Annotated in this window: 7 protein-coding genes; 5 read left to right on the plus strand and 2 right to left on the minus strand. The window is 69.1% G+C overall.

The window, feature by feature from the left end; translation table 11 throughout:
• Position 1: 1 nt before the first annotated feature.
• Positions 2–856, minus strand: coding sequence for a flagellar motor stator protein MotA (gene motA / locus ICG51_RS12720; protein ID WP_190280706.1), 855 nt, complete (start codon positions 854–856; stop codon positions 2–4).
• A gap of 316 nt (positions 857–1,172) precedes the next feature.
• Between motA and ICG51_RS12725 the strand changes: the two genes are divergently transcribed.
• The 5 genes from ICG51_RS12725 to ICG51_RS12745 all read left to right on the plus strand — a co-directional run bounded on the left by ICG51_RS12725 (position 1,173) and on the right by ICG51_RS12745 (position 10,694).
• Positions 1,173–3,290, plus strand: a complete 2,118-nt coding sequence (locus ICG51_RS12725) for a CHAT domain-containing protein (protein WP_223809454.1) — start codon at positions 1,173–1,175, stop codon at positions 3,288–3,290.
• Between the two features lie 26 nt (positions 3,291–3,316).
• Positions 3,317–4,975, plus strand: a complete 1,659-nt coding sequence (locus tag ICG51_RS12730; RefSeq protein WP_190280708.1) for a ShlB/FhaC/HecB family hemolysin secretion/activation protein — start codon at positions 3,317–3,319, stop codon at positions 4,973–4,975.
• Between the two features lie 18 nt (positions 4,976–4,993).
• A complete protein-coding gene (locus ICG51_RS12735; RefSeq protein ID WP_190280709.1) occupies positions 4,994–9,529 on the plus strand; it encodes an MBG domain-containing protein in 4,536 nt (1,511 codons plus the stop codon).
• Positions 9,530–9,716: 187 nt separating this feature from the next.
• Entirely contained in the window at positions 9,717–10,283 is a 567-nt protein-coding gene (locus ICG51_RS12740) for an OmpA family protein (protein WP_190280710.1), read from the plus strand.
• Positions 10,284–10,307: 24 nt separating this feature from the next.
• Positions 10,308–10,694 carry a DUF4280 domain-containing protein gene (locus ICG51_RS12745; protein WP_190280711.1) on the plus strand — a complete coding sequence of 129 codons (387 nt, stop codon included), beginning with the start codon at positions 10,308–10,310 and terminating at the stop codon, positions 10,692–10,694.
• Between the two features lie 203 nt (positions 10,695–10,897).
• Here the strand turns inward: ICG51_RS12745 and ICG51_RS12750 are convergent, their stop codons facing one another.
• Entirely contained in the window at positions 10,898–12,454 is a 1,557-nt protein-coding gene (locus ICG51_RS12750) for a hypothetical protein (RefSeq protein WP_190280712.1), read from the minus strand.

The following is a 12,454-nucleotide window of genomic DNA, read 5'->3' on the forward strand; positions in this document are numbered from 1 at the left end:
TTTATTTCAGCGCCTTGATGTGCTGCTCGAATTCGGAGAAATCCGGACGCAGGGCCGAGGGCACGGTCTTGCGGGCGAACTCCAGCGCGATCTTCGGCGGGTAGCCGCGCAGGCTGGCCAGCAGCGCGGTCTTGACCGACTCATAAATGCGCGAATCCTGCTCGGCGCGGGCTTCCACGGCGGCCGCCAGCGGCGCCACGAACCCGTAGGCCAGCAGGATCCCGAGGAAGGTGCCGACCAGCGCGGCGGCCACGTGGCCGCCGACCGCGGCGACGTCGCCGCCGATCGAGGCCATGGTGATGATGATGCCGAGCACGGCGGCCACGATGCCGAAGCCGGGCAGGCCGTCCGCCACCTTGGTCAGCGCATGCGCGGGCGCCAGTTCCTCGTGGTGGTGCTTTTCCAGCTCCAGTTCGAGCAGCGGTTCCAGCTCGTGCGGCTCGATGTTGGAGCCGACCATCAGCCGCAGGCAGTCGGTGATGAAGTCCATCAGGTGGTGGTCGTCGCGGATCGACGGATAGTTCGCGAAGATCGAGCTTTCCATCGGGTGGTCGATGTGGCTCTCCAGCGCCATGAAGCCTTCCTTGCGCGCGCGGTTCAGCAGTTCGTACAGCAGGCTGAGCGCATCCAGGTAGTCCTTGCGCTGGTAGCGCGGCCCCTTGAACACGCCGATCACCGCGGCGAAGGTCTGTTTGACCGTTTTCGGCGGGGTCCCGGCAAGGAAGGCGCCGAATGCGGCCCCCCCGATGATGACCAGCTCGAACGGCTGCCACAGCGCGGCCAGCTTGCCGTGCGAGGCGACGAAGCCGCCGAGGACGCTGAGGGTGACGACGATGAAGCCGACGATGATGAGCATGAGGCGGGTGGGTGCCCTGCGGGGGATTCCTACATTAACGGTTTCCTCCGCAAAGTCTGCAGTGCCCGCGTGCCCGGCCCACGTCAATCCCCTGCGATTCCGGACAGGCCGCCATCAGCTGTAAGCGCTATGCCTTATCGCGAATAGGCCCGGGCGATGGCCCTTCCTAGACTCCCCTGATCCTGCAGGCCCGGCCTGCGGTCCGCCCGGGAGTCCCCGCATGCCTCGCGTCGCGTCAACCGTACTTGGCCTTGCCGCCCTGATCCTGCTGGCTTGTCCGCCCGTCCGCGCCGGCTGCGCTGCGACGGGGGATGAGGTGAGCGCCGCGCCGGCCGCGAGCACCCCGCAGAACGTCCCCACGCCTGGGCCGCCGGCGCCCGTGCCGCCAGCGCCAGCTCCCGATGCCAGCGCCGAGGCGCGCGCGGTGCTGGCCGCGGTCGGCAGGCTGGACGATGCCGACACCGCGCTGGCGCTGGCCGCGGAAGGCGCCGCGCTGTACGACGCCGAGAAGGTCAAGCTGGATGGCTACGCCTATTGCAGCCAGGCGGTGGAGTTGGCGGAACAGGGCGAGTTCCGCGAGAGCGCGCGCGCCGCCAGCAAGGCGATGCACGTGGCCCTGCAGAGCGGCAATACCGACCTGCTGGGCAAGGCCTATCGCGACCTGGCGATTGCCTTCAGCTATGCCGGCCAGCTGGAGCGCGCGGAACAGTTCGCCAACCTCGCGCTCAAGTATCCCGGCATCGACCCGACCCAGGTCAACGGCCCCGCGCGCAAGGTGATTGGCGACGTGCGCACGCGCCAGGCGCGCTACGACGAAGCCATCGCCGCCTACGACCAGGCCCGCGGCGACAGCTCGCCGCGCTTCCGCCCGCTGGTTGAAGCCTCGCTTGCAAACGCCTTGATCCTGTCCGGCGACCTGGCGCGCGCGCGCGCCACCCTGGACGCGGTGCCCGTGCCTGCCGACGCCCGCCAGCAGGCCCAGCTGCAGCGCACCCGCGGCCGCCTGCTGCTGGCTGAAAACAAGCCCGACGAAGCGCTGGCGCTGTACCGGCAGCTGGCTGATGCCCCCGCCGCAGGCGACGAGGATTTCTATCGCGCATGGGCGCTGGATGGCATCTCCAAGAGCCAGGCCGCGCTGGGTCGGGACGCCGAGGCCGCGCAGGCGCTGGACCAGGCGATCGAGGTATTCGATCGCGCCCGCGCGCAGTTCCGCAGCGACGAATTCAAGATGGGCCTGTTTTCCGACCTGCAGGCGGTGTTCGAACGGGCGATTGGCCTGCACAGCCGGCTGGGCCAGCCGGCGCAGGCCTTCGACATCAGCGAGCGCAGCCGCTCGCGGGCGCTGCTGGACGCGGTATCCGGGCGTGTCGAATTCGACCAGACGGCCGTGGCGACGCTGGATGCCGCCGCGCTGCAGGCGATGCTGAAACCGGATGAAGTGGTGGTGGCATTCCACACCCTGCCGGACCGGCTGCTGGCCTGGGTGCTCTCGCGCGAGGGCGTGCGCGAGGTCGGTTATCCGGTTGCGCTGCCGCGCGCGGATCTGGCCAGGCTGGTGGATGCCTATCGCGATGCGCTGATCCGGGTCAGCCCGAACGCGCCGGAGGTGGGTGGCAAGATCGGCCAGTTGCTGCTGGCACCGCTGGGCCTGCCGGCCGGCAAGCGGCTGGTGATCGTGCCGCACGGACCGCTGCACTACCTGCCTTTCCAGGCGCTGCGGCTGGACGGCCAATACCTGATCGAGCGCAATCCGATCTCGATCGCGCCTTCGATCAGCATCGCCGCCCGGCTGGCGCAGCGCACCCCCACCGCCGCGCCGCAGCTGCTGGCGTTCGGCAATCCCACCATCAATCCCGAGGTGGCCGACCCGCTGCCGGGCGCTGAAAAGGAAGTGCACGAACTGGCCCAGCGCTTCCCCGGCGCCAGGCTGTTCTTCCGCGACGAGGCCAGCAAGGAGAATTTCGCCAGCAACGCGCCTGCCTCCCGACTGGTGCATATCGCCGCGCACGCGATGGCCGACACGCTGGACCCACTGCATTCCAAGGTGCTGCTGGCGGACAAGGATGGCAAACCCAACTACCTCGAGGCGAAGGACGTGCTGGGCATGCGCCTGGATAACGTTGCGATGATCGCGCTGTCCGCCTGCGAGTCCGGGCTGGGCCGGGTGGAGAACGGCGACGAGGTGCTGGGCTTCACCCGCTCGTTCCTGTCGGCCGGCACCTCGACCCTGCTGGCCTCGCTGTGGCCGGTCTCCGATGCGGCCACCGAAAAACTCATGACCACCCTGTACACCGATCTCGCCAAGGGCATCGAGGTGCAGGACGCGATGCGCGATGCGCAGCGCGCGGTGATGGCCGACCCGGCCACGGCGCACCCGTTCTACTGGGCGCCGTTCAACCTGATCGGCAACTGGCGCCTGCAGGTGACCCAGTGAACGCGGCGGCAGGAGGACAGGCGACGATGAGAATGGATTTCCGCATCGCGCAGCGGCGCAATCTGCTGGCGGCAGCGTTGCTGCTGGCCTGCGCGCCGCTGGCCCAGGCAGCGGACGAGGCGGCTGCGACAGGTCAGTCCGCGCCGCCACAGCAGGCGCAGGCATTGCCGGAACCACAGATGGCCGCGCAGGCACACGCGAGCTTCGTGCTGCAGGCGGTGGAGTTCGTCGGCGTGAGCGGGGTGCCGGAGTCGGAACTGCAGGCGGCGGTGGCTGATCGCATCGGCCAGCAGGTGACCCTGCAGGACCTGGAGCAACTGGCGGCGAAGGCCGCGGCGGTCTATCGCGCCCATGGCTATGCCCTGGTGCAGGTCTTCGTGCCGGTGCAGGAAGTGGTGGATGGCCGGGTGCGGCTGAACGTGGTGGAAGGCGCGCTGGGCCAAGTCAGCATCGACATCGCCCCCGCTGCGCCGATCCAGCAGGAGCGGGTGGCCAAGACGCTGGCGATCCTCACCCCGGGCAAGCCGCTCAACAACCGCGATTACGAGCGCGCGATGCTGCTGCTGTCGGACCTGCCGGGGATCAAGCCGCAGTCGGCCATCACCGTGGGTGCCGCTTCCGGCGCGTCGGATCTGACGGTGCAGGTGGGCGCCCGCGATCGGGTCAACTATGGCCTCGAGCTGGACAATTTCGGCACCCGCGATTCCGGTCGCCTGCGCTTGACCGGCAGCCTGCGCTGGGCCAGCCCGTTCGAGCGGGGCGACAACCTCGACCTGCGGGTGATGGCCGCCGAAGGCATGCATACGGCGTTCGGGCGGATTTCCTACGAAAGCCCGGTGGGCTACAGCGGACTGCGTCTCGGCGGCGGCCTCGCGCGGGTGCAGTACGAGTTGGGCGGGCCGTTTGCGGCCCTCCAGCCCACCGGCGTCGGCGAAGTGGCGGACTTGTCCTTCAGCTATCCGCTGATCCGCCAGCGCGGCACCAATCTGTTCCTGCGCGGCGGCTTCGACGACAAGCGTCTGACCGACCGTTTCGAGGCGGTGGGTTTCCGGACCCGCAAGCGCATCCACGGCGCCACCCTGGGCCTGTCGCTGGAACGCCGCGACCGCTGGGCCGGTGGTGGCTATACCAGCCTGAACGCGCAGGCCTACCACGGCCGGCTGGACATCCGCGATGCGATGGGCGAGCTGTTCGATCGCCCGCCGTTCGGCTACGGCACCGAGGGCAGCTTCAGCAAGTTCTCGCTGCAGTTCGCACGCCTGCAGTACCTGGCACCGAAGTTAAGCCTGTTCGTGGGCGGCGGAATGCAGCGCGCCAGCAAGAACCTCGACACCTACGAAAAGCTCTCACTGGGCGGACCGAAGGCGGTGCGCGCCTATGCCACCGGCGAGGTGCTGGTGGACGACGGCTGGCTGGCGACGATGGAGTTCCGCTTCGCACTGCGCCCTGAGATGACCCTGTTCGCGTTCATCGATGCCGCCCGCGGCGACCAGTTCCACGACCCGCGGCCGTTCGATGGCGATCTGTCGCGCAACCTGCGCGGCCATGGCCTGGGCTTCAACTGGAGCAAGCCGGGCAACGTCACCGTCAACCTGAGCGTGGCCTGGCGTGACACCGCCGCCGGCGTCACCGACGGCGGCGACCGTAATCCGCGGGTGTACTGGTCGATCCAGAAGGCGTTCTGAGGGAGAAGGGCAATGGGCATGAACAAGACCAGCTGCTTGCAGCAAAGGATCCTGCGCCGCCGCCGTTTGGCGATCGCCCTGGCGGGCGCGATGGCGATGCCGCCGGCGCTCGCGCAGAGCCTGCCGGACAGCGGCAGCGTGGTATCGGGAGCGGCGTCGATCGCGCCGCCCAGCGGCTCGCAGCTGACCATCACCCAGACCAGCAAAGGCGCCATCATCGACTGGGGCAGCTTCAGCATCGGCACAGGCTACGGCGTCACCTTCGACCAGCAGTTCGGTGCCTCCAGCGTGACCCTGAACCGGGTGGTGGGCTACGGCTACGGTGCCGGCGCGTCTACCATCGACGGCAGCCTGAGCGCCAACGGCAGCGTGTTCATCATCAATCCGGCCGGGATCACCTTCGGCGGCGGCTCGCAGGTGAACGTGGGCGCGCTGGTGGCCTCGACCATGGACATCAGCAACGCGAACTTCGATGCCGGCGTGGCCAGCGGCAGCTACCAGTTCGAGCCGATGACCGACGTGGACTCCCAGACCGTCACGCTGGACCCGGGGGCTGACATCACCACGGCGGCCGGCGGCACGGTGGCGCTGATCGGACGCCAGGTCTTCAACCAGGGCACCATCACTGCCCCCGGTGGCAGCGTTGTGTTCGGCTCGGCGGAAAACGTGACCCTGGACTTCGAGGGCGACGGCCTGACCATGCTGACCATTCAAGGCCCCGGCATCGCCAGGCCCGGGTCGATAGCCTGTCCGTCCTTCCCCTGCCCGGGTCCGGTGCTTCCGACGCTGGTCAACAGCGGCACTATCAATGCCGATGGTGGCCAGATCCTGATGCGCACGGCGGCGTCATCGCTCGGCGGTGGCGACATCCTCAACGTCGGCACGCTGCGCGCGCAGAGCCTCGTCAGCAGGAATGGCCGCATCGAACTGACCACCGATGGTCTGGTGTCGCTGGGCTACTGGTCGCCATCGGCTGACGCGTTCACCGGCGAGCTGGACGTCTCCGGTCAGGCCGGCGCCAATGGCGGCACCGTGCTGGTGCGGGCAAGCGATTTCGTGATGTACAACAACGACGCCACGCCGGAGAACCCTACAGATCCGGGGTCGGCAGGCAGTCTCATCAATGCCTCCGGCGCGGTGAATGGCGGCGTGGTGGACATCGTGGCGACCAACCTGGCGCAGGTCTTCTCGCTGTCCTCGATCCTGGCCGACGGCGCAGGCGGGCGGGGTGGGCGGGTTTCGCTGGTGGGTGGCACCACCGAGCTCGGCGCACGGGCGCAGATCAGTGCCAACGGCAGTGCCGGGGCGGGTGGCCGCATCGAGGTGTCGGGTAGCAGCGGACTGTCGCTTTTCGGATTGCTGTCGGCCACCGGTACCAGCGCAGGGGGCATCGTCAATACATCCACCCTGGCCGACGCTTTTGATCTGCGCGGCTTGCGGGTCGAAGCGGGATCGCCCGGTGCCGCCGGCACCTGGACCATGTCCGCCCCCTACGTGACGGTGATCAGTGGCAGCGAGGCCGGCGAGCTGGACAGCGCGGTCGGCGGCACCTATCTGCAGGACGCCGAGATCAACCATGCGCTGTCCAACGGCACCAGCGTGGTGCTGCGTTCCGCAAGCGACGTCTATATCGACGATGCCCAGATCCAGACCGACAGCGGGCTGAACCTGCTGTTCGCGATCAACGCCAACGGCAGCATCGGCGGCACGGGTTTTTCCATCGCAGGACAGGGTGGCCGGCTGGACATGCGCTTCAACGCCGATGACGCGGGGACCAGTACAGGGTTCGCCGGCATCTCCTTCGGCAACGCAAGCCTGGACAGCAACGGCGGCAGCATCCTGATGTACGGCCAGTCCGACACCTCCAACGGGTTTGCCAGCAGCTATGCCAGCGGCATCCGCCTGGATGCGGTCGACCTGTCCACCGGAGGCGGCAACCTGCTGCTGCGGGGTGCTTCCACCGGTGCCGATGCCGGCTCCGATGACGCCGGCGTACTGGTAACCGGCGGCAGCCTGGATGTCGGCAGCGGCGGTGTTCGCATCGTCGGCGAAGGTGCCCAGCTGGTGAGCGGCGTACGCATCGCCACCGGCTTGCTCCAGGCCGGTGCGGGTGGCATCGACATCCGCGGACTGGCCACCGGCAGCGGCGACGGCATCGTACTGTCGCCTTACGCGCTGACCACAAGCGGCGGCGATATTTTCCTGGACGGGCGCGGCGGTGGTACCGGGGTGTCCGTGTCCTATGCCAATCTCGATAGTGGCGGTGGCGACATCGTCGTGTATGGCGAGGGTGGCGCCGGCAACGGCGTGGACCTGTTCGGCTCGATCGACAGCGGTGGCGGGCGCGTGTCGCTGGACGGCATCAGCGCGCAGGCGGTGGGTCTGGTGTTCCAGGCTGGCTACGCGGGCGGCATCCTCAGCGCCGGCGGCGACATTTTCCTGTCCGGCGTGGGTGCAACCGGCGGCTCCGTGTTGGTAGGTAACGGTTACGGCACGACCACCATCGACAGTGCCGGCGGGGCGATCGACATTTTCGGCAGCGCCTCGGGGGCATCGGCAGTGGGCGTCACGCTGTCGCAGTTGCCGGTGCTGGCGGGCGTCGGCGATATCAGCGTGACGGGCCTGTCCGCTGCCGGCACCAGCATCGCGTTCTCCACCGAGAGCAGCCTGACCACCACCTCGGGCGACATCAGCGTAGCCGGCGTGGGCTTCGACAATGGCCTGCTGCTTGACGGGGGCGTGACGCTGGCCACCGACAGCGGCCAGCTCGACCTGCGCGGACGCGGGACGGCAGCCAATGCAAGCGGGCTGGTGATCGGCAATGGCGTGAGTATCGCCACCGCCAGCGGCGGGATCACGCTGGCGGGAGAGGGTGGTAGCGGCGCCGGCGTCGAACTGGGCCCGAACACGTTGCTGGGTGCCGGCAGCGGGATGGTCGTGCTGCGCGCCGGCAACGATGGCAGCAGCGATGCGGTCCGCATCGGTGGTGCGATCCGCGCCGGGGCCGGTGTCAACCTGCGGCCGGGGGGCGTGGACCTGAACGGGCTGGCCTACGATCGCATCGCCGATGGCATCCTTCTGGGAAGTGGCAGCGGATTCGCGCTGGATGCCGCCGAGCTGGCGATGATCGACGCACCGGAGCTGGTCATCGGCAGCCGCCAGCATGCCGGTGCGATCCTGGTAGCCCAGAGCACCGTCCGCAATGGCAACCTGACTTTGCAGAACCAGGGTGGCAGCGGTGGTATCACCCTGCAGGCCGGCGTGGATGTCGGCGGCGGGACACTGGCCCTGCTCAGCGGCGGCAGCATCGTGCAGACCGCCTCCGCGCCGATCCGCGCGCACAGCCTGCTGGCGCAGGCCGGCGGTGACGTGCTGCTGGGGCTGGCGCAGAACGACGTCGCCAGCACCACCCTGGCCGGGCAGGCCGGCGGCGACTTCCAGTTCCAGGACGCCACCGATCTGGCCGTCGGCAGCGTGGCGGCCAGCGGCTTCGATGCCGCGGGTGGCGCGATGTCGGGCGAGGGCAGCAGCGGCATCAACGCCGGCGGCGATATCCAGATCCGCAATCTCGCGGGCGACCTGACCCTGGGTGCGGGGATGGCCGCGACCAACATCGATCTGGTGATCGCCGGCCGGTTGCAGAACCCGGCGAATGCCGGACTCTCCGCCAGCGGCGACTGGCGGATCTGGGCCAGTACGTGGGAGGGCGAAAACCGCGGAGGCCTGGGGGGCAGCGGCGACCTGCCCAACCTGTACAACTGCGCCTACCTGGGCGCCTGTGGTGTCACCGTCGCCAGCGGCGACAACCACTTCATCTATGTCCAGCAGCCCACCGCCACCATCACCGTGGACAGCTGGTCGCGCGAATACGGTCTGGCCAATCCCGGCTTCACTTACACGGTTTCCGGCGCGGTGCTGGGAGACCTGCTGGCGAACGTGGTCAGCGGCGCGCCGAGCACCACCGCAGGGACCGGCAGCGATGTCGGGCAGTACCCGATCCTGGGTAGTTTCACCTCGAACGCGGGCTACCGGATCCAGATCCTGCCCGGCGTCCTGACCATCACTCCGGCGACCCTGCTGTTCACCGCGGACGCAGTGACGCGCTATCTCGGCATACCCAACCCGCCGCTGGGCGGCACGGTGACCGGTTTCCGCAATGGCGACACGCTGGAGAGCGTGTTCGGTACCGCCACGGTATGGAGTTCCCCCGCAGGCCCGCTGTCGCCGGTCGGCTACTACGCGATCAACGGTGGCGCCAGCGCAAAGAACTACGTGTTCGCCCAGGCGCCATCCAACGCCACCGCGTTGCAGGTCATCCCGTTGCCGAACGTGGACGGCCGGCCGGTCAACCTGGTCCACGAGACGGTGGAGACCTATGTCTACGACCGCAACCTCGGCACCGCGCCGGTCTGCGCCATCAACGCAACGCTGGATGATCAGCCGCTGGCCTCGGCAGGTGACGCGCTGGCGATGGAATGGTCGAAGGTGCGTACCCGGCCGAACCTCACCAATTGTTTCGAAAGCCAGCGCCGCAACGGCTGCGGCGACTTCTGAGTGGTGGGTGTTGCCGAGGACGGGTGCTGCAGCGGCACCCGCCCTGTAGGAGTAGGCCGAACGGTGTATCGAAATCACCGGCCGGCGGTAGCAGACTCATTCCACCTAGCAGGCGCCCTCCGCCTGGCATGCGCGCCGCGCATGTGACCGATCCGGCCACTGGCCGCACAACCACGAGGATGCACCAATGAGCATGATCCATATTGTCCGCGGCACGCTGGCGGTGGCGTTGCTGGCCGGGTGCGGCGGGGCATTCGCCCAGGACGCGCAGGGCGCGCCGGCAGTGGACTCCATCATCAACAGCCTGAAGGCGGAGAACACCGAGCAGGCGCAGGGCCAGACCCGTGCGCTGCGCCCCGGTGCGGCCGCCATGGCCACCACCGCGCCCGCACCGGTGGCCAAACCGGCCAAGGCGGCCTCCATCAACATGCAGATCAATTTCGACTTCAACTCCGACCGGATTTCCGGCAGCTCCGAGCAGACCATGGCCAACCTGGCCAAGGCACTGGTGTCGCCGCAGCTTGAAAACCGCAGCTTCACCGTGATCGGCCACACCGACGCCAAGGGCTCCGCCGGCTACAACAAGGCCCTGTCGGATCGTCGTGCGGCCGCGGTCCGCCGCTATCTGGTGGAGCATGGCGTCGCGACCACCCGGCTGCGCGCGGTCGGCAAGGGCGAAAGCCAGCTGCTGAATGCCGAGGATCCGGAAGGCGCGGAAAACCGTCGCGTCGAGATCCTGGCCACCGGCGGCTGATCGCGCTGGTATCCGGGCAACCGCATGCCCCTCCATGTCGTCAACGGCGCCCTCCTGACCTGCTCGTTCGGGATGGCGCCATCCGCGCTGGTGGTGACGCCGGAGAAGCGGGTGATGTCGAGCATGATGCCGGCGGCCACGATCATGGACTTCGTGCCGATGAAGAACATCATGCCGTTTGCGATGTGCACAACGCCAAGCAATCCGATGGTGGCGGCAGCCACCTCTGCGGCCATGGGCGTGCTGACCCCGCAGCCCTGTATTCCGGTGACCACGCCCTGGAAGCCCGGGGCGCCGACCGTGCTGCTGGGTGGCATTCCCGCGTTGGACAACACCTGCACCAGCCAATGCGCCTGGGGTGGCGTGATCACGGTCAGTGTGCCGGGCCAGGTCAAGGAAATGATTCCCTAGCCACGCCGCGCGGCTGATCTCCACGGACGGATGCGCGCCAGCCGCCGCTCCCTTGTTCCCCCTCGCCGCCGCCCCGCAGTACAGGCCTGCCCGCGGCTGGCGGGTGGTTGCAGCGACCGGTCGATGCCATGTGCGTTGTGGCGCTGCAGCGCCGCATGTGGGTTCGCCGGCGGCGGACGGCGCCGCTGCTGGTGCGGGACCGGTCAGCCGAACAGATTGCCCAACGAACTGGCGGCGTTGCCGATGGCCTGTCCGGCGCCCGCCATCGCGGACTGCGCGGCGGTCACCGCGGTGCTGGCCGCGCGAGCTGCGGCCGCCGATGCGGACGCGATGCTGGTCTGGGCGTTGCCGATCGTGGCCTGTGCGGCCTCGCCGGCGCTGGCGGCCGCTTCCTGGGCGGCGTTCTGCGCGGTGTTGAGCGCCCCCTGTGCTGCGCCGGTTAGCGCCTGCTGGGCCTGCTGGGTGGCCTGGTTGGCTTGTGCAAGCGTCTGCTGGGCGGCCTGGTTGGCCTGTTGCTGCGCCAGCGCCGCTGCCTGTTGCGCGCCGTTCAATGCCTGCTGGGCGGCATCACCGGCCTGCCGCTGGGCGGAGTCCACCGCGGCCATGGCCTGGTCGATGGCGCCCTGCGCCGTCTGCTGCACCTGGTCGCGCGCCGAATCCACGGCGCCGCGGGCTTGGCTGATCGCGGTGCCTGCCCCATCGCGCACCGCCTGTTGCGCCTGCTGCACTGCGCCTTTGGCGGTATCCAAGGCCGACTTGGCAGCCCCATTGGCCAGCGCCTGCGCCTGGTCCAGGGCGGCACAGGCCGTGTCCATGGCGGCCAGCGCCTGCCCGGCCATCGCGTTGGCCTGGTCCAGCATGCCGTTGGCCTGCTCCAGCAACGGGCCTGCGACGTTCTGCAGCGCGTTGCCCGCATTGCCCAGGGCGTTGTTGGCCTGTGCCGCGCGGCGCGCCAGCGCATCGCGCAGGGCGCGGACATAGGGGCAGTCGGACGCCGGGAATTCCACCGGCAGATTAGGGAAGGCGTCGGGCAGCGCATCGAGCGCGGCCTGGACCGGCCCAAGCGCATCGCGTGCACGATCCAGTGTGGCAGCGCGTGCCTGCTCGAGGGCCTCGGTGGCGGCGTTGCGCAGCAGGTCCTGTGCCTGGTCGATGGCGTTGTTGGCAGCCGACAGCGCGTTGTTCACGCCGTCTTCGACCAGCGTGGTGGCGTTGTCGACCATGGCCATGGCCTGTTCGAGCAGCGCCTGCGCAGCCTGCTCCGCAGTGTCCATCGCGCTGTCCAGCGCTTCATTGGCCCGCTCCAGGGCGCCCTGCACCACGGCCTGAGCCTGCTGCTGCGCGGCGTCCACCGCAGCCTGGGCCTGCGCAAGCGCGCCCTGTGCGGCGGCGCCGGTCTGCTCGCGGGCCTGGGTGAGCGCTGCGTTGGCCTGTGCCAGCGCGTTCTGCGTCATGTCGTTGGCCGCATTGCGCGCATCGTCCAAGGCCTGGTTGGCCTGTGCCAGCGCGCCCTGTGCCATTGCCCCGGCCTTCGCAGCGGCGGCCTGCGCTGCCTGCTGCGCCTGCGCCACCGCACCATTGGCGGCACCCGTGGCGGCGCTGGTGGCATTGGCGACAGCGGTCGTGGCTTCCGTGATCGCGCCCTGTGCGGCGCCGGCGGCCTGTTGGGCGGCGCCGGCGGCGGCCTGCTGTGCCTGCTGCACGGCTTGGCCTGCGGCGGCGCCGATGCCGGAAAGGCCCTCGGTCAAGGATTCGAACAT

Origin of the sequence: Thermomonas sp. XSG (assembly GCF_014678725.1) — a bacterium.
GTDB lineage: Bacteria > Pseudomonadota > Gammaproteobacteria > Xanthomonadales > Xanthomonadaceae > Thermomonas.

Bases quoted from the DNA above. Each gene is read 5' to 3' on its own strand.
- motA (WP_190280706.1), bottom strand. From the start codon at position 856: ATGCTCATCATCGTCGGCTTCATCGTCGTCACCCTCAGCGTCCTCGGC.
- ICG51_RS12750 (WP_190280712.1), bottom strand. From the start codon at position 12,454: ATGTTCGAATCCTTGACCGAGGGCCTTTCCGGCATCGGCGCCGCCGCA.
- ICG51_RS12730 (WP_190280708.1), top strand. From the start codon at position 3,317: ATGAGAATGGATTTCCGCATCGCGCAGCGGCGCAATCTGCTGGCGGCA.
- ICG51_RS12745 (WP_190280711.1), top strand. From the start codon at position 10,308: ATGCCCCTCCATGTCGTCAACGGCGCCCTCCTGACCTGCTCGTTCGGG.
- ICG51_RS12740 (WP_190280710.1), top strand. From the start codon at position 9,717: ATGAGCATGATCCATATTGTCCGCGGCACGCTGGCGGTGGCGTTGCTG.
- ICG51_RS12735 (WP_190280709.1), top strand. From the start codon at position 4,994: ATGAACAAGACCAGCTGCTTGCAGCAAAGGATCCTGCGCCGCCGCCGT.